17 protein-coding genes and 1 pseudogene are annotated in these 17,551 nt (G+C 34.7%); 8 read left to right on the top strand and 10 right to left on the bottom strand.

Annotated elements, in window-relative coordinates; genetic code table 11:
- Positions 1 to 16: 16 nt before the first annotated feature.
- Both Q9306_RS21280 and Q9306_RS21275 read right to left on the bottom strand, forming a co-directional pair.
- The gene (locus Q9306_RS21280) at positions 17 to 1,675 is read right to left on the bottom strand and encodes a peptide ABC transporter substrate-binding protein (protein ID WP_306202108.1); all 1,659 of its coding nucleotides are present in this window, start codon (positions 1,673 to 1,675) and stop codon (positions 17 to 19) included.
- Positions 1,676 to 2,038: 363 nt separating this feature from the next.
- A complete protein-coding gene (locus tag Q9306_RS21275; RefSeq protein WP_306202143.1) occupies positions 2,039 to 2,491 on the bottom strand; it encodes a methylated-DNA--[protein]-cysteine S-methyltransferase in 453 nt (150 codons plus the stop codon).
- 160 nt (positions 2,492 to 2,651) lie between these two features.
- Between Q9306_RS21275 and namA the strand changes: the two genes are divergently transcribed.
- Positions 2,652 to 3,692 carry an NADPH dehydrogenase NamA gene (gene namA / locus Q9306_RS21270; protein WP_306202107.1) on the top strand — a complete coding sequence of 347 codons (1,041 nt, stop codon included), beginning with the start codon at positions 2,652 to 2,654 and terminating at the stop codon, positions 3,690 to 3,692.
- 393 nt (positions 3,693 to 4,085) lie between these two features.
- On the opposite strand, the gene Q9306_RS21265 is transcribed toward namA, so the two are convergent.
- Complete coding sequence (locus Q9306_RS21265) at positions 4,086 to 4,745, bottom strand: oxidoreductase (RefSeq protein WP_306202105.1); 660 nt, start codon at positions 4,743 to 4,745, stop codon at positions 4,086 to 4,088.
- A gap of 77 nt (positions 4,746 to 4,822) precedes the next feature.
- A complete protein-coding gene (locus Q9306_RS21260; RefSeq protein ID WP_306202103.1) occupies positions 4,823 to 4,966 on the bottom strand; it encodes a hypothetical protein in 144 nt (47 codons plus the stop codon).
- A gap of 272 nt (positions 4,967 to 5,238) precedes the next feature.
- Here Q9306_RS21260 and Q9306_RS21255 point away from each other — a divergent pair, with 272 nt between their 5' ends.
- Together Q9306_RS21255 and Q9306_RS21250 are read left to right on the top strand one after the other, a co-directional pair.
- A complete protein-coding gene (locus Q9306_RS21255; RefSeq protein WP_306202101.1) occupies positions 5,239 to 6,177 on the top strand; it encodes a metal ABC transporter substrate-binding protein in 939 nt (312 codons plus the stop codon).
- 303 nt (positions 6,178 to 6,480) lie between these two features.
- Positions 6,481 to 6,957: a GNAT family N-acetyltransferase gene (locus Q9306_RS21250; protein WP_306202099.1), complete on the top strand. Its 477-nt coding sequence runs from the start codon at positions 6,481 to 6,483 to the stop codon at positions 6,955 to 6,957.
- Positions 6,958 to 6,982: 25 nt separating this feature from the next.
- Here the strand turns inward: Q9306_RS21250 and Q9306_RS21245 are convergent, their stop codons facing one another.
- A complete protein-coding gene (locus Q9306_RS21245) occupies positions 6,983 to 7,933 on the bottom strand; it encodes a CobW family GTP-binding protein (protein WP_306202096.1) in 951 nt (316 codons plus the stop codon).
- Positions 7,934 to 8,098: 165 nt separating this feature from the next.
- Here Q9306_RS21245 and Q9306_RS21240 point away from each other — a divergent pair, with 165 nt between their 5' ends.
- Positions 8,099 to 9,001: an aldo/keto reductase gene (locus Q9306_RS21240; RefSeq protein WP_306202094.1), complete on the top strand. Its 903-nt coding sequence runs from the start codon at positions 8,099 to 8,101 to the stop codon at positions 8,999 to 9,001.
- A 39-nt stretch (positions 9,002 to 9,040) separates the two neighbouring features.
- Here Q9306_RS21240 and Q9306_RS21235 read toward each other — a convergent pair whose 3' ends face one another.
- Positions 9,041 to 10,513 carry a flavin monoamine oxidase family protein gene (locus Q9306_RS21235; protein ID WP_306202141.1) on the bottom strand — a complete coding sequence of 491 codons (1,473 nt, stop codon included), beginning with the start codon at positions 10,511 to 10,513 and terminating at the stop codon, positions 9,041 to 9,043.
- 184 nt (positions 10,514 to 10,697) lie between these two features.
- Between Q9306_RS21235 and Q9306_RS21230 the strand changes: the two genes are divergently transcribed.
- Both Q9306_RS21230 and Q9306_RS21225 read left to right on the top strand, forming a co-directional pair.
- Complete coding sequence (locus Q9306_RS21230; protein ID WP_306202092.1) at positions 10,698 to 10,889, top strand: DUF3896 family protein; 192 nt, start codon at positions 10,698 to 10,700, stop codon at positions 10,887 to 10,889.
- A gap of 84 nt (positions 10,890 to 10,973) precedes the next feature.
- Positions 10,974 to 11,390, top strand: coding sequence for a DUF1259 domain-containing protein (locus tag Q9306_RS21225; protein WP_306202091.1), 417 nt, complete (start codon positions 10,974 to 10,976; stop codon positions 11,388 to 11,390).
- Positions 11,391 to 11,482: 92 nt separating this feature from the next.
- Here the strand turns inward: Q9306_RS21225 and Q9306_RS21220 are convergent, their stop codons facing one another.
- Positions 11,483 to 12,748 (bottom strand): MDR family MFS transporter, encoded by a 1,266-nt coding sequence (locus Q9306_RS21220; RefSeq protein ID WP_306202089.1) that lies wholly within the window; start codon positions 12,746 to 12,748, stop codon positions 11,483 to 11,485.
- A gap of 73 nt (positions 12,749 to 12,821) precedes the next feature.
- Positions 12,822 to 13,280 (bottom strand): DUF3939 domain-containing protein, encoded by a 459-nt coding sequence (locus tag Q9306_RS21215; protein ID WP_306202086.1) that lies wholly within the window; start codon positions 13,278 to 13,280, stop codon positions 12,822 to 12,824.
- Positions 13,281 to 13,578: 298 nt separating this feature from the next.
- On the opposite strand from Q9306_RS21215, the gene Q9306_RS21210 reads away from it, so the two are divergent.
- Positions 13,579 to 14,619, top strand: coding sequence for a YkvI family membrane protein (locus Q9306_RS21210; RefSeq protein WP_306202084.1), 1,041 nt, complete (start codon positions 13,579 to 13,581; stop codon positions 14,617 to 14,619).
- Between the two features lie 95 nt (positions 14,620 to 14,714).
- Here the strand turns inward: Q9306_RS21210 and Q9306_RS24720 are convergent, their stop codons facing one another.
- Both Q9306_RS24720 and Q9306_RS24715 read right to left on the bottom strand, forming a co-directional pair.
- Complete coding sequence (locus tag Q9306_RS24720) at positions 14,715 to 15,539, bottom strand: methyl-accepting chemotaxis protein (RefSeq protein WP_371932420.1); 825 nt, start codon at positions 15,537 to 15,539, stop codon at positions 14,715 to 14,717.
- A 114-nt stretch (positions 15,540 to 15,653) separates the two neighbouring features.
- Positions 15,654 to 16,667, bottom strand: a pseudogene (locus Q9306_RS24715) (HAMP domain-containing protein); the annotation flags it as partial.
- Positions 16,668 to 17,114: 447 nt separating this feature from the next.
- On the opposite strand from Q9306_RS24715, the gene Q9306_RS21200 reads away from it, so the two are divergent.
- Positions 17,115 to 17,551, top strand: a 437-nt coding sequence (locus tag Q9306_RS21200) for an HTH domain-containing protein (protein ID WP_371932419.1), incomplete at its 3' end; no start/stop codon positions are given.

Here is a 17,551-nt window from a genome sequence, read left to right as displayed (position 1 = left end):
ACGCATCTTTATCGTACTATTTTTTTGTAATATATGTCCATTTATAACTAAAATCTCCTCCAAATGTATGCTTAGCGGTTCCTTTCACTTTGGATTTCTCAAGAAAAGCAACACCCTGCTGATAAACCGGGGAAATTGCTGCGTCATCAAATAAAATTTTCTCTGCTTCAGAAAAAGCCTTCCAGCGTGCCTTCTCATCAGTTAACAACTCACCTTTTGCTTTCGCAACTAACTCATCATATTTTTTATTAGAATATGCCATTTCGTTAAATGCACTATCTGTAATAAACATATCGATAAATGTCATTGGATCTGGATAATCCGGGCTCCATGCTGATAAAGAGAACTCATATTCTAATTTCTTTTCTAAATCTAACTTTTGTTTAAACGGCTGCTGTTTAATATTCACTTTCAAACCAGGTAAATTTTTCTCCAACTCTGATTTAATGTATTCTCCAACTTTTTTCAAGTTATCTTTATCATAGTTTAACATTTCAACTGTAATTGTCTCTTGACCTAACTCTTTTTTCGCTTCTTCCCATAGTTTTTTTGCTTTTGCTGCATTATCTTTACCGTCATGAAAATTTTTATTTGTTTCACGGAAGTCTTTTCCATCCGGCCCTTTTGTAAATTTTTGTGGTACTAAGTAATATGCAGGTAATGACCCATCATTTAAAATCACATTGGCAATTCCCTTTTTATCATATGCTAAATCAATAGCTTCACGTGCTTTTTTATTCGCGAAAGTCTGATTTTTCTGATTAAAACGAATAAAATACATTCGTGGCTCTAATTCCGATTTAAATTCTTCACTTTTCTTATATTTATCAACAAATTCCGAACTTAAAATGACTCGATCTACTTCGTTGCTCTCATATAAATTTACAGCTGTTGATGTTTCTTTTACAACACTTACATTAATTTCTTCTAATTTCACATTACCTTTATCCCAATAGTTTGGATTTTTCTTTAACTGATAACTTCGTTCATGCTTCCATTCACTCATCATGAATGGTCCATTATATAATAACTTATCTGCTTCTAATGCATATTTGTCACCTTGTTCTTTTACAAATTTTTCGTTCAATGGGAAAAATGTTGGGAAAGTTGTAAGCTCTAGAAAGTATGGCGTAGGTTTCTCTAGCTCAACCACTAATGTTTTATCATCTTCTGCTCTGACACCAAGCTGTTCAAGTGGTAATTCTCCTTTATTAATTTTCTCAGCATTTTTAACATCGAACAAAATAAACGCATATTCCGATGCTGTTGCTTTATCAACAGCACGGCGCCAAGCAAACACAAAGTCTTGTGCTTTTACCGGTTCTCCATTCGACCACTTTGCATCACGTAAATGAAATGTGTATGTTTTCTTATCCGCACTAATCTTTACGTCTTTAGCCATACCAGACGTTGGTTTATTATCTTTATCTAAGCGATATAATCCTTCCATTGCGTTTACAAATGCCCGAAACGATACAGTATCCGTTGACTTTGACGTATCCATAGAAGGGATTTCTGCTGTTTCTAATAAATTTAATACTTGTTTATCAGCAAGCGCTTGATTTCCTTCTTTTCCCTTTTCAGTTGTTGATGCTTTCTCACCATTTCCACATCCTGCAACTAACACACTTGTTGAAAGTGCAAATGCTGTAATCAATGACAACCTTTTCTTCATAGACCATTTCCCCTCTTTCTATATAACAACTAAAAATAAGACCAAGTACTCTTGAATAGTATTATACATAATTTTCTGATAACTTCAAATACTATCTTTTAAAAAAATGACATACACCACTTTTTTTGCTTTCTTATCATCTATTTTATATTTCCACCATTGAAGTCTCTGCTATGAAAATCACTATATGACCTGCATTCGCTTTCTCCCTTTGTTTAAGACCTCTTATTTGGAAGAAAAAAGATCTGACCGCTTCTTTGCACAGCCAAATCCTCTCGTCCCCCTCTAAAAGAAAAGAGGTTTTTTATGTTTTTTTACTTAATAATATATAATTCAACTGTATTATTCAATTTCAATATTCCATTACCTCAAAAAACCTTCATGCTTTAATAGCCATTCTTTCCGCCAAAGTCCTCCTTCATATCCTACTAATTTCCCGCTCTTTCCTATAATCCGGTGACAAGGCACAATAATCGAAATCGGATTTCTACTATTCGCTCCACCTATTGCACGTACAGCTTTTGGATTGCCCATTTTCTGTGCAATGTCTAGATAAGAAGCACTTTTTCCATACGAAACACTGCAAAGTGCATTCCATACTTGTTTTTGAAAAGGAGTTCCCTCTGCTTGTAGCGGGACAGTAAATTCCGTTCGTTTCTTATGAAAATATTCATCTAACTCCACTACACATTGCTCAACAATTGGATGAGAGACTTCTTCTTGTTTTTGTTCTACAAATAATATAGAAGAAATACCATTCTTATCCCCTTTTACTTCAATCCATCCAAGTTCACTTTTGTAATATGCTTGATACATAAAAAATATGCCACCTCCTCTTTTACTCATCATAACACCTCTTTAAGCATTTTGTTATGGAAAAAAGGAGCAAGGTGCTACAATAAAATGAAACTGCCATTCGTCAAGAAATTATCATTGTACATACGCTCATTTAAGAAAATAAAGGAGGATGTTTATCGTGAACAATCAATTATTTTCACCATATACAATAAAAGATGTTACATTAAAAAACCGAATTGTAATGTCACCTATGTGTATGTACTCAGCAGAAAACGAAGACGGAAAAATAACAAATTTCCATCTCGTCCACTACGCATCACGTGCAGCTGGTCAAGTAGGGCTTATCATGTTAGAAGCTACAGCCGTAACGCCAGAGGGACGCATTTCTAACAAAGATTTAGGCATTTGGGATAATGAGCATATAGACGGTCTACGTCAAGTTGTCGATATGATTCATGAACACGGGGCAAAAGCAGCTATTCAAATTGCTCATGCTGGTAGAAAAGCTGTTCTTGATTCAGACCCTATTGCACCATCAGCTATTCCTTTTGATTCCTCTATGAAAATTCCAGTACAAATGAGCAAAGAACAAATTAACGAAACAATCACGGCTTTTTGTAACGGAGCCGAACGTGCTAAACAAGCTGGATTTGATATTATCGAATTACACGGCGCACACGGTTATTTAATTAATGAATTTTTATCTCCACTCACAAATCTTCGAACAGATGAATATGGTGGATCTTATGAAAATCGCTACCGGTTTTTACGTGAAATCATTGATGCAGTAAAAGAAGTATGGAACGGTCCATTATTCATTCGTATTTCTGCTCACGATTACCATCCAGATGGTTTAACTGTAGAAAATTATGTAACGTTTGCAAAGTGGATGAAAGAACAAGGTGTTAATCTTATTGATTGTAGTTCGGGAGCTGTTGTACCAGCACATATTGATGTGTATCCTAGTTATCAAGTACCCTACGCAAAATATATAAAAGACCATATTTCTATTGCTACAGGCGCTGTTGGCCTTATTACAAGCGGCATACAAGCAGAAGAAGTTTTACAACAGGGAGCTGCTGACTTAATTTTTATCGGGCGTGAACTATTACGGAACCCCTACTTTCCGAGAACAGCAGCGAATGAGCTTGGTTTTGAATTGGCTGAGCCATTTCAATATAGCCGTGCTCCAGGAAAACTAAAACATACTTCTAAATAAAGAAACTGCCCAAAATAGTGATTTTGGGCAGTTTCTTTATTTCATACTAACAATCGTTTCTAAAGCTAAAGGAAGAACATATCAAGTAAACATCACTTTTATCCCGCTATTTTTGGGCAGTAATATTCCCACCTCAAAATTCAGCGAAAGCATTGTCCAGCTCCAATGGCTAAAATGTTCGGTGGCTTCGCTTCTTCCTACGAGGTAAAAAACACCTCTACGTCAGAAGCTCCATCCTCCTCACATTCTGAACGAGCCACTTCCGCATTTCTTTGTTGTCCAGCTCCAATTGCTAGAATGTTTGGTGGGAGATAAACTGCCCGTAAAAGCCCGATTGGTGAGGGCTGACAATCAGTGGGGATGAAGAACCCCCCCACTGATTAAAGTTTCACTTTATTTCATCTTAGCAATTTCCGGAGATTCATGTATATGAACACCAGACTCTTCTCGTAGTGCTGTTACATACATTCCTTTTGCTACTTGTTCTGCTGAGATCGGCTTATATTTAGAAAAAGACCTCTTAAATAAAAACGGCATAACTCCCGAAATTTTTTCTCCCATTCTTTCTCCAAAACGAAACTCGTCTCGCTCTCCAACTAATAAAGAGGGTCTAAAAATATGAATGCCTCCTATGACTAGCTTTTTAATATCTTCCTCCATTTGTCCTTTTACTTGTGAGTAGAAAAATAAGGACTTCGGATTTGCTCCTAACGAAGAAATAACAAGAAAGTTTTGTACCCCTTGTTCTTCCGCAACACGAGCTGCTCGTAATGTATAATCATAATCAACCTTTTTAAAATTTTCTTTCGTCCTCGCTTTTTTAATTGTCGTTCCAAGACAATTAAACACATCATCTACTGCAAAAAACTGTTTATATTGTTCCAAAATCGAAAAATCTACCTGCTTTTGTTGAAGCTTTTCATGTTCCCAGTCTAGTGATTTTCTCACAAAAATTGTAACTGAATCATAATGATCTGAATCAAGCAGTAACTGTGTCACTTCTTGTCCAACTAGACCACTAGCTCCAAGTACTAAGGCTGTTCTTGTTTTCATTCTTTTCCATACCTCTTTATCTTCTAATATATCTCTCTATCATAAGCAAAGCACAATGAAGTATGCAAGCGCTTTGTTTACTCTTTTTCTTCTTTTGGCACCTCAGTAATTGAACTTGTATCACCTAAATTTCGAATCAATCCTTTTAAAAAAAACAGCACACATGATAATGGAAAAAGAACAGCCAAAATTAATAAAACCGCTTCACTCACATATCCCATGCACTCATCTCCTTCTTTGCACCCTCTATCACACTATATGAAGCAGCAAGCAAGATATATGCAAAAACAAAAAAAATAAACCATATCATTGTGACAATTTTAAAACAAATTATAAATCGTAATCATTATTATTTATTGCAACATTGCCAAAGATGTATTATACTAAACCAGGAACATAAAGCGTAATTATTACGTTTTACAAGAAGGAAGTTATTCTTTCTTTTATTATGGAAAAAATATTTTTTAGAAAGTAAAGAAACGAGGCAAACAAAATGAAGAAAAGATCAATTATATTTTCATTCGTACTAATGTTTACCCTTATATTTGCTGGATGTTCAAACAAAGATAATACAGCAAATAAAAAAAATGGTAAACTTTCCGTCTATACAACTATTTTTCCTTTAGCTGACTTTGCAAAAAAAATCGGCGGTGATTATGTAGAAGTAACAGCTATGTATCCACCAGGTGCAGATTCTCATACGTATGAGCCAAGTCAAAAGCAAACAGTACAAGTTGCCAAATCAGATTTATTTGTTTATAACGGAGTTGAATTAGAACCATTTGCTGAAAAAATGGAAAAAGCATTAAAAAATGAAAATGTTAAAGTTGTAAATGCATCAAAAGGTATTGAACTACGAGCTTCAACTGAAGACGAACACGAGGAAGGTCATAAAGAAGAACATCATCATGATAAAGATCCTCACGTTTGGCTAGATCCAACACTTGCAATGAAACAAGCTGAAACAATTAAAAATGCACTTGTAGAACTACAACCAGAGCATAAAGCAGAATTCGAGAAAAACTTTGCTGCGTTGCAAACAAAATTCACAAGTTTAGATAATCAATTTAAAGAAGTTGTTGATCATGCAAAAACGAAAGAGATATTAGTTTCTCATGCAGCATACGGATATTGGGAACAACGTTACGGTTTAAAGCAAATTCCAGTTGCAGGTATTTCTGCGTCTGATGAACCATCTCAAAAAACACTAGCTTCTATCACAGCAACAGCAAAAGAGCATGGATTAAAATATATTTTATTTGAAACATTCTCTACACCAAAAGTAGCTGAAGTTATTCAAAAAGAAACAGGAACGAAAATTTTACGCTTAAATCATCTTGCAACAATCTCCGATGATGATGCAAAAAAACATAAAGACTACTTTACACTTATGGAAGAGAACATTAATACTTTAAAAGAAGCAACAAATTAATATAATGATTTATTTCTGACCGTTGAATATTGTTTCTGCGGTCTTTTCTTATGTCACCCCTTTCCTAATTGCCTTGACTTACAAAAAACACATAGTAAAATTATCCATATTAGTTTTATAGTTATAATAAAGTGAAACTTCCATCAGTGGGGGTTTTCCTCATCCCCCACTGATGGTTAGTTGAACCAATCGGGCTTTTACGGGCAGTTATCCCCCACCTATCTTCTTCGCTTCTCTCTGAATCCTGAGGTAGGGGTCTTACTGCCCGTTAATGCGGGATAAATAAGAAAGTGAGATGAAACTATGAATCTTCACATTTGTGAAGTAACAGCATCAAATTGGCGTTCCGTCGCTGCCTTAGATGTAGCAGAAGAGCAACGACAATTTATTGAAAGTAACGCATTTTCTTTAGCAGAATCATTATTCGAAGGAAATGCAACATCGTTAGCTTTATATGATAAAGAAACACTTGTTGGATATGCAATGTATGGATGGTATTCTGAAAAAAATGAAAGCATATGGTTAGACCGATTTATGATTGATTACAACTTTCAAGGAAACGGCTACGCGAAACGATTTCTCCGTTTACTAATTTCATATTTACACCAAAAATATCAATGCAAAAGGATTTATTTAAGTCTTCATCCTAACAACAAATTAGCAATGAAACTATATGAATCGTTTGGCTTTCGTTTAACTGGCGATATTGACGATGAAGGTCCTGTTGTTGGAGTAGTGATGGAGTTACTTTTAGACAAAGTAACTCCTTGCATTAAGTAATATAAATAAGCCTGCAAATGCAGGCTTATTTTAAACATTCTTGAAAATGTTTTTGAAACCATTCTTTATTTAGATTTTTACCAATAAAAACAATCTCACTTACCCGCGTTTCTCCCTCTTGCCACTCTCTGTCATAGGAAGCTGCAAATAACGTATGTACCCCTTGAAACACAACCCGGCGATTTACTCCTTCAATAAATAATATTCCTTTATATCGATACAAATACTCTCCTAATTCTTGTACAACAGCTGACATCCATTCATTTATTTTTTGTAAATCAAGAGGACGCTCTTCTCTTAACACAAAAGACTTTACCCCTTCTAAATGATGCTGTTCTTTATGGGGATAAATTTCTAACTTATCACGCGTTTTAAATGTTTGTATTTTTAATAACGAAGGGATATCTACTTCACAATTTGTTGTTGGGATTAATTTTGCAGTTGGATTGATCCCTTGTAATTCAATGAGTAAATTCTCTTTCTCTTCCTGCTCTACTAAATCTAATTTATTTACTAATACTATATCAGCAAAAGCAATTTGTTCCTTTGCTTCTAACCCTTTTTCAAAGTGTTTCTGTATATGATAGCTATCAACTACTGTTACTACACCATTAATTTGGTATGCAGACTGAATGATAGGATCTAAAAAGAATGTTTGAATAATAGGGCCAGGATTTGCAAGTCCAGTTGTTTCAATTACTAAACCTTCAAAATCCATTTTCCCTTCCGCTTTTACTTCTAGTAAATGCTTTAATGCGACCAGCAAATCTTCACGTACTGTACAACATAAACAGCCGTTTGTCATTTCCATAATCTCTTCTTCTACATTCATAATCAATTGATTATCAATACCGATTTGCCCGATTTCATTTACAATAACCGCAAGCTTCTTACCATGCTCTTCAGATAAAATACGATTCAATAAAGTTGTTTTCCCCGATCCGAGAAATCCGGTTAATATTGTTACTGGAATCACGATTCTACATCTCCTTGTAATATGTCTAGTTACATAATTATATCATAGGTTATCTTTTTAGTTTTGAATATAGAACATATTAGTTGTAGGCATATCTACACAAATATATAATAACGGTATATAAGAAAAATTTTTCATATACACCAGCAAGGAGGACCTTCATAAATGGAACGAATTCAAATGGCTCAAAACCTAGAATTTTCTCGAATTATCCAAGGGTTTTGGCGCTTAGCAGAATGGAATATGACAGATCAAGAATTACTTACTTTCATTGAATCTTGTATGGAGATGGGTATTACAACGTTTGATCATGCTGATATTTATGGCGACTATACATGTGAAGCTTTATTTGGGAAAGTACTTCAATTAAAACCGAATTTGCGTAACAACATGGAAATTGTTACAAAATGTGGGATCGCTCCCCCATCACCTAAATTTCCAGAGCGCTATGTCGCTCATTATAATACAAGTACTGAACATATTATAAAAAGTGCCGAACAATCACTCAAAAACTTAAATACTGACTATATAGATGTATTACTTATCCATCGCCCAGATCCATTTATGAATCCAGCAGAAGTTGCCGAAGCTTTTTCACGTTTAAAACAAGAAGGAAAAGTACGTCAATTCGGTGTATCAAACTTCCTGCCGTCCCAATTCAATATGTTAAGTTCATATTTAGATTTTCCGCTCATAACAAATCAAATCGAGGTATCAGTTATGCAGCTTGAGCATTTCGAAAAAGGTACGATTGAACAGTGCCAAGAAAAGCGAATTTCTCCTATGATCTGGTCTCCTCTTACTGGCGGAGAAATTTTCAAAGGTGAAAGTGAACGTACACTTCGCTTACGTCACACACTCCAGAAAATTGCTACTGATTTTGATATTGCCGAAATCGATTCGATTATGTATGCGTGGCTGCTCGCTCACCCAGCTAATATGCTGCCAATTGTTGGCTCTGGTAAACTAGAACGTGTTAAAACAGCTGTTGAAGCAACAAAATTAACATTGGATCGTCAGCAGTGGTTTACTATTTTAGAAAGCTCAAACGGTCATCCTGTTCCATAAATACACAAAAAGAACATGGGAATGTATCCCATGTTCTTTTTAAATTTGTAATTGATTTATTTCTGCTGCACTCCGAATTCCTGATTCAATTGCCCCTTGTATCCAACCGTGATACAGCGTAGTATGATCTCCTGCAAAATATATCCTCCCTTCAGGTTTTACAATATTAAGTTGTAATTCTGCTTCTTGATTCGCTTGAAAAATTGCAAACCCTCCTAACGCGTACGGATCTAATGTCCAGCTCTTCGATATACCAGAGATAAATTCATCATACACTTGATTCCCAAGTATTGTTCCCAAGTTTTGCAAAGTATAATAAATACGGTCACTTTCAGATAAACCATCCCACAATAATGCATCATACGACCATGTGTAACTTCCGAGTACCATTCCTGGCCCTTTTGTACCAATACCATAACTTGGATAATATGCATAACGAATAGGCAAATCCGTTATAATTCGTCCACCAAGTTGACCTTGTTTTTCCCAAAAACGACTTTTAAATTGAATTCCAATCTTCGTCGCAGCCATGTAATGCAATTCGCGAATGGCTCTCCACTTTTCATGAGAAACGGAATCATACGGTTCAATTTCAACAAATCGCATTGTAGTAAAGGGAATGGTGACAATGATAATATCCCCTGTAATACTGCTATATTCAAACGTTTTCTCATTACGAAAATAAGCTATAACTCCTTTTTCTTGCTGCACTATTTTCATTAACTTTTGTTGAAAGATAATATCATCTTTCAATTGCGGTAAAAAAGACTTTGGCAACGCATCATTACCACCTTCAATTTCATAAAAACCTGTAGATTGCTGGAAAATAAAAATAAAGCGTAACGTTTCTACAAAAGACCTTTCTAAAAATCCTTCTAAATCAAGAAGTACCCCTATCATCTCTACAGCAGCTGGTGAAAAAGACATCTTATATTGATGAGGATAATCCTTTAAAAACTCCGCTGTAGAATATCTACCAAAATCTTTTTCTACAATACTCCAATTTTTTTCTGGATTTCTTTTAATAAAATCAAGAATGGGCTGTATCGCTAACATCAACAACTCTTCGGATGATTTTCCTTCTTCATTCACTGCCACTGGATAATGTAAAAGACTTGGATTTTTCTCATATTCTTTCAATGTTGTTTTTCGACCATTTGCATATATAATATCTGTATCATTTCGATTAATAAACGGATTTAATTTCAGTCCAAACTTCTTATTATATGCAAGTGTTAATTTATGTGTATAAGGAATGCGCATAGCCCCAACATCTAAGTATAAACCTGTCTCTGGCATTCTCATCGTATAGATACGCCCACCAATACGATTATTTGCTTCTAATATTTTCACGCGATGACCAGCAGCCTTTAATAATGATCCTGTCACTAACCCAGCCATGCCCGCCCCAATAATAATAATATTTTTCGGTACTGTCGTTTTTGGTAATCCATTGTCAATAATAGATACCATCTCATTTGTTGTAAGACGGGATTGCATATTCAATCGCATCATCCCCCCCCCCCTACTCATCAGCACAAATTCATAGTTCAATGCATTTTATTCAAAGAAAGGATGTATCATACTTTTATTTTTCTAAATTTCCACAAAAAACAGAAGGAGATATGCACTTATTTCTGGTATTTATCCGTATAATAAAAATGAAGATAGAAAATGTAAGGAGGGTGATGATAACGTGAAACGCTCTTACAACTATCATGAGACAAAAAAACAATTAGAAAGCCAAAAATCTCGACTATGTAAACAATTAAAAGATGTGAAATTAACAGAGAGTGAACGCAATGAAATTAAAAGAATGGTTGATAATTACGAATATATTCTTACCTTAGTTGAAATGAATCATTTTGAAAGAGGAATTTCTCACTAAAAATGGATGTACAAATTATGAAGACATAAAGGTTGAAAATAAAGTGAAAATTCCCATTCCATATAATAGAGGGGGATTTAATTTATGAACAACTTTAATTTTCTTTGTGAACAATTTGCTACAATTCTGAAAGGAAAAAGTAAAATCAATCAAAATTCATGTTCAGTATCTTTCCATCGCAATTTAAAGGTGCTTGTTCAAGGAAAACCGAGTATGTCTGTAGTACCTGTCGGAGTAGGCTTCGAATCATTGGATCAACATGGTAATGCATTAAATTTAGGAGAAATTGCTATTTTGCAAGAAGAAATCCCCTCATTTATGCAATCAATCACACAACAAAGAATTATTGTAAGTGCTTTACATAATCATTGGTTATATATGAATCCATTAATCATGTATGTTCATGTCCAATCAGTAGAGCCACCATTACATTTCGCAAAAAAATTGGCAAATTCTTTTTCCGTCCTTAGTAGCTATCCGATTGCTGATAATGGGAGTTAATGTATAACAAAAGAGATGTTTAAAACATAACAGATGCCCTCTTACAAAAAGAGGGCATCTGTTATATATACTTATTTTCATATTTACTTAACTTACTCATTCATCACCTTTTTCACCTGAACTTTTCGGCCTTGTAACAACTGGAACATCACAAAATATAAAAATGCACTTAAAAACGCAAGTACTGCAATGATGTAAAATGTGTATTGATAACCTATCCATGCTGTTAAAGGAATCGCAATTGGTGCAATTGTTCGGCCAACAGACCACCGAAGTGTTGCTGCCGCAAAATATTGCCCTCGCATATGTTCAGGTGCTAACTTAGAAACGAAACTATTTTGAATCCCAACAACCAATAGCTCGCCGAACGTGAAAATGAGCATAGCAATAATAAGGCCCCAGACTGATACAGTGTTTGGAAAAATAACCATCGCTATTCCGTATGTAAGAGATGACAACAAAAAGACAGTTCGCTCAGAAAAGTAATTTGCTAATCTCGTTACATAAACAGTAAATAAAGCAACCAAAAATCCATTTTCCGCAATAATCCAACTAAACAATTTCTCACCATTTATCATCAGATTAAAAAACTCTTGCGTAGGTACATTTTCCTTTATGTATACAGCTAACAATAAATCCAGCTGTGTAAAAGTCTGAGCAACAAGAATACCTGCAACAATGAACAACAGAAAGACACCGTCTTGAAAAATAATTCGATAATTCTTTATTTGTTCATTCACAACAGTAACCCATCCGCTTTGCTTTTCTACTTTTGTTCTATTCGCTGGTAACGTCTCTTTTATAAACTTAAGTAATACAAATGCTAATATAAAATTAATGATAACGCTCGCCAATAACAATTCAAAACGATAAGAAAAAAAGAAAAACGCTCCTAAAATCGGTCCCAACACAACATTAATATTTATCATTGTATAAAAAATGGCAAATACTTTACTTTGCTGCTCTTCAGGTACTAAATCAGCAACCATCGCTGCACTCGCCGGATAATATAAAGAACCCATAATACCAATAAGAGAAAAAGCTGCAAATGTTAAGAGAGGCGATTGCAACCATGGTGAATTAGCAAAAGCAAATAGTACAAAGGCAGCACTTTGTACAAATGTAGCAATCACCATCATACGCTTACGGCCATACGTATCCGCTAAATATCCGCCTACTAAATTAGCAAAAACAGATAATACTTGCGACAATACAAGTAATATTCCAGCCGTCGTTTTCCCTAGTTCTTCCGCAAAATATATCGCCATAAACGGAAGAAGCATCCAAAAGAAAAGTCCGAAGAGCCATTCCCCTACTAGACGAATCTTTAAATTTAAGTCCCATTCCTTTAGAATCATGAAGTTTCCTCTTCTCTACACCTTCCGCATGATGCTTACAATAAAGAAACAACACTACTTCATTGTTGTTTCTTTATCGTACAGTGGTTGTATTTATTTTATCTGGTTTACTTGTCACTAAATAATGTTTCTCTGATACATATAAATTTCGGTCTAATCCTCTTTTTAAGTATGGACCTAACTTGATCGAACAAATAAGGCGATTTTCATTTCCTTCAACGATTGGAAAAACTTCCTTTTCCGTTACATATTGATCCACAGCACGTTGTACATCATCAATTTCTTTAACAAGCGCAAGGTTTTCCCGTGTACTCTCAAAGACTTCAAGCGTCTCCTTTGTAATAATAAATGTATTCGTAGGAAAAGCCGGTAAATAAGGTTTTAATAAGTCATAATTAACCGTGTAGTCATCATTTACTAATACTGTATATACGACATTAGCATTTGCTTCAAGAAATTTTGCCATAGCAAGTTCTAATTCATCTTTCGTAATCTCTCTTTCATCCTTACCTTTTTTAAAAAAGCGAAACATCTTCTCCGCCCCCTTTTTCTTCATTATACCATAAATTACAAGATAAATATGAATAATGAAAAAACACACCTTATCACTAGTCTCACATTTAAAAAAATCATATGAATTTATCACTTTATCGTATGTTTGTCCAAACTCTTTCATATGTATGAAATTAAGTAAAGTTTTCAGCAGGTAGTGAAACTTCTCTTATCTCAAAACGGAAGAAACGACTGATGGATGTTATACTTTATCCCGCATTACTCTCAAAGTCTATGTAACAAATAAATCAGCTCATAACATAAGAAAGAGGGATTACATGGATAATCAGCAATGGAAAGTAGCTAAAAAAATTGCTGCTACTTATATAGGGACTGTCGTTGGAGCTGGATTTGCAACTGGAAGAGAAATTGTTGAGTTCTTTACAATTCATGGAACATATGGAACAATCGGCATTTTAGTAAGCGGCATTTTCTTTATTTGGATAGGAACAAAAATGATGTTGCTTTCTTCGCAAATTAAAGCATTTTCTGCTCAAGAATTTAACAAATATTTATTTGGTGATGTCTTCGGAAACGTTGTAAATATTTTATTACTTCTCGTATTATTTGGTGTAACAAGCGTCATGCTTTCTGGAGCTGGAGCGGTATTTGAAGAGCAACTTCGCCTCCCAAGACAACTTGGAATCTTTATAACGATACTCGCTTGTATTATTATTGGCAGCCGAGGATTACAAGGGGTATTCGAAGTCAATTCACTCGTCGTACCAATTATGATGATTTTTATCGTGGGGCTATCTATTACAACACTCTTTCATGATGTATCTTCTATTTTCAACATGACACCTACTGAAGATTGGAATAGCAAATGGGTTACAAGTCCAATTACATATGTTGCACTCAATCTCTCCCTCGCTCAAAGTGTACTTGTACCATTAGCAAGTGAAGTCAAGGACCAGAAAGCCATTAAATGGGGTGGTATGTTAGGCGGGGCAGGGCTATGTTTAATTTTATTATGTAGTCACTTTGCCATTTTATCTGTCGAACAATTTTATCAATATAATATCCCAATGGCAGAAGTTGTACGTCGCTTCAATGCTACTTTTCATTTCTTTTTTGTATTAATTATTTTCGGAGAAGTATTTACAACACTTGTCGGTAATATATTTGGTATGACGAAACAACTTCAATCTATCACCGGCTGGAGAAGTAACATCATTATTTATTTCATCTTACTAATTAGTTATTGTTTTAGTTATATCGGTTATAGTGAATTACTTCATATGTTATATCCTATGATTGGATGGATTAGCTTAATCCTCCTTCCAATTATTGCATTCAAGCAACAGCAAAAAACATAAAGTGAAACGGCTTATTCCTCAATAAGAATTCATTGAACAAATCGGGCATACAAAGCAAAAAGCACGTGAATCATCTTATTCACGTGCTTTTTTCATTACACCTTAAATCTTTCAATTAATATTTGTAACTCCTCAGCCATTTGTGATAACGTTCCAGCTGCTGAACTTATTTCTTCTATAGATGCCAATTGTTCTTCTGCTGATGCCGCTACACTTTGAGTGCTTGATGCATTGTTATTTGCTGTTATTGCAATTTCACCAACTGAAACTGACACTTCACCTGCCCCTTTGGACATTTGTTTTGCCGTCTGAACTAGACTTTCAATTTGTGTTGCAATCTCACTTGTAGACTGAAGAATTTCAGTAAAACTTTGCTTCGTTTCATTGGCAATCACAAGTCCTGACTGCACTTCTGTATTCACATGATTCATAGAACTAACTGTTTTACTCATATCTTCTTGAATTTCTGTAATTAACTTTCCAATCTCATTTGAAGATGTGCTCGATTGTTCTGCTAATTTACGTACTTCTTCCGCAACAATGGCGAAGCCTCTACCGTGTTCCCCTGCCCTTGCTGCTTCAATTGCTGCATTCAATGCTAATAAATTTGTTTGATCTGCAATATTTTGAATTACTTCTAATATATCGCCAATTTGCTTTGATTTATTATCTAATAATTTAATAATCTGATCAGATTCTGCAACTGACTGATGAATCGATTGCATTTGACTTACCGTTTGCGCAACAAGTTGATCGCCATTTTCTGCTTTTTGACGTGTATATGCAGATGACGTTGCAATAACAGATGACGTAGCTGCCACATGTTGAATTCCCTCTGTCACTTCTTGAAGCAACATTGCACCCTGTTCAACACCTTTTGTTTGTGTAACTGCGCCGCTTGACACTTGATCAATTGCCATCGTAATTTGTTCAGTCGCTTCACCTGCTTGTCTCACGCTGGCTGTTAATTCTTCTGATGAAGCAGCTACATGCCCCGCTGAAGAATTAATTCTTGAAATCAACTCGCGCAGCGACCCAACCATTTCATTGAACCCTTTTCCAAGTTGACCAATTTCATCGTTTGAACGAATTTCAATTGTTTCTGTTAAATCACCATCACTAATTTTATGAGAAGAAACAACCAACTGTTTTAAAGGTTTCGTAATGGAAAGCGTAATAAAATAAATGATTACTCCACCAATAATAAGAGCGATTACTGCAATAATCAACGTATTATAAAAGATAGGCTCTGCCGCTTTTATGACTTCATTCGTGTACATTGTACCTGCAATTTTCCAGCCCGTTTTCGCATTCGTTGCAAAGGCCATTTTCTTATCTGAACCACCGTATGTATACGAGAACGTTCCATGATTTCCTTGGTACATTTGCTTTGCCCAAGCATCTGGTGCTTTTGCACCTGGTTTCTCTTTTGGATGCGTTACAACATTTTGATTTTGATCTAAAATAAATGCATAGCCCTCTTTACCAATATTAATCATTTTTGTTGTTTTCAATAAACTATCAAGCTTTAAATCCATACCAATGACGCCGCTGCCATCATCTAATTTTTTAGAGATTGTCACAACAATATCATCGCTCGCCTTAGCTTTATACGGACTTGTTATCACAATATCGCCACTTTTCTTCATTGCATCTATATACCAAGGGCGCTCTTTCGGATTATAATCTGCCGGCATTTGTACATTCGGTTCTTGAATAAATGATCCATTTTCAGTTCCTACATAAGTGTAGATGATTTCAGGATGAAAACTCGCATACTCTGCAAACATCTTCCTAATACTTTCTCCATTTTCAGTCTCCTGCATATTGCGCTGAATGACTTTAGAAAAATGTGTAACATCATTATACTTTTCATCAATTATTTGATTAATTAAACTATCTAATACTTTAATATTTTCACTTACACTACTTGTAATTTGACTATCAAAGTTCTTCTTTGCAGTTTGATAAGACAGAGCGCCTATTACAGACACAGTAGAAATTAAAATAACAAAAAATGAAAGTAGCAGTTTTTTTCCTACATTCATATTCTGAAATATTTTAGACACTTTTGACATACAGCTCCTCCTTTATGTTCTAACCAAGATGATATTAAAAAAGTGTATACAATAAAGAAAAAAACAAAGAATATGAACCAATGAAAAGTACAATACATTCTGACTCATACTTTGTAAATTCTAAACAAACAATCTTGTTTTGTCTATATATAGATAATACCATTTTTAAATATATAAACAATAAAATTTTATTTCTATATAAATTGATTATTCTCATATTTAAGACTCCTCCTTCTCTTTATAATGGATTGAAGAAATTGAGCACATACTATATAAATAGAAATTAAAAAAACGACATGAAACCATCTTTTTTAGGTGGACGAGAGCGTCTGGCCATGCATAGAAGTAAAGTGTACCCTATAGAGTAGACACTAAAAAAGTCTCTCTCTGTATGGTACATTTTTGTATAATTAAGAAATACAAAACTTGAAAATACAACATGGAGACGGAGAACGAATGAGCAAAAAGATTTTTACAGAAAAAGAAATGCAGTTACTATCATCTAATACATATGTAAAATCAGTTAGACCAAGGGGAATTACTTATACAGATGAATTTAAACGTTTATTTATCATAGAGAAAGAAAAAGGCAAGTTTCCAAGACAAATCTTTGAAGAGTGTGGCTTTGATGTTGAAATTCTGGGAATGGATAGAATTAAGGCTGCTAGTAAGAGATGGAAAAAGGCTTACGATGAAAACGGGATAAGTGGTTTACGTGACAGGAGAGCTGATAGTTTAGGTCGATTTATGGCAAAGGATCTTACTCTAGAGAAGAAAAATGCTCTTCTGGAAGCACAAATTAATTTACTAAAAGCAGAAAATGAACTATTAAAAAAGATTCGATTTGCAGAAAA

The sequence above is a fragment of the Bacillus multifaciens genome, assembly GCF_030756675.1.
Classification (GTDB): Bacteria; Bacillota; Bacilli; order Bacillales; family Bacillaceae_G; genus Bacillus_A; species Bacillus_A multifaciens.
Note: the sequence above shows the minus strand (reverse complement) of the source record. Positions and strands in the feature narration are given on the sequence as shown.

Coding starts and splice junctions, on each gene's coding strand:
- Q9306_RS21280 (WP_306202108.1), bottom strand. CDS start 1,675: ATGAAGAAAAGGTTGTCATTGATTACAGCATTTGCACTTTCAACAAGT.
- Q9306_RS21275 (WP_306202143.1), bottom strand. CDS start 2,491: ATGTATCAAGCATATTACAAAAGTGAACTTGGATGGATTGAAGTAAAA.
- Q9306_RS21265 (WP_306202105.1), bottom strand. CDS start 4,745: ATGAAAACAAGAACAGCCTTAGTACTTGGAGCTAGTGGTCTAGTTGGA.
- Q9306_RS21260 (WP_306202103.1), bottom strand. CDS start 4,966: ATGGGATATGTGAGTGAAGCGGTTTTATTAATTTTGGCTGTTCTTTTT.
- Q9306_RS21255 (WP_306202101.1), top strand. CDS start 5,239: ATGAAGAAAAGATCAATTATATTTTCATTCGTACTAATGTTTACCCTT.
- Q9306_RS21250 (WP_306202099.1), top strand. CDS start 6,481: ATGAATCTTCACATTTGTGAAGTAACAGCATCAAATTGGCGTTCCGTC.
- Q9306_RS21240 (WP_306202094.1), top strand. CDS start 8,099: ATGGAACGAATTCAAATGGCTCAAAACCTAGAATTTTCTCGAATTATC.
- Q9306_RS21235 (WP_306202141.1), bottom strand. CDS start 10,513: ATGCGATTGAATATGCAATCCCGTCTTACAACAAATGAGATGGTATCT.
- Q9306_RS21225 (WP_306202091.1), top strand. CDS start 10,974: ATGAACAACTTTAATTTTCTTTGTGAACAATTTGCTACAATTCTGAAA.
- Q9306_RS21220 (WP_306202089.1), bottom strand. CDS start 12,748: ATGATTCTAAAGGAATGGGACTTAAATTTAAAGATTCGTCTAGTAGGG.
- Q9306_RS21215 (WP_306202086.1), bottom strand. CDS start 13,280: ATGTTTCGCTTTTTTAAAAAAGGTAAGGATGAAAGAGAGATTACGAAA.
- Q9306_RS21210 (WP_306202084.1), top strand. CDS start 13,579: ATGGATAATCAGCAATGGAAAGTAGCTAAAAAAATTGCTGCTACTTAT.
- Q9306_RS24720 (WP_371932420.1), bottom strand. CDS start 15,539: ATGGCAATTGATCAAGTGTCAAGCGGCGCAGTTACACAAACAAAAGGT.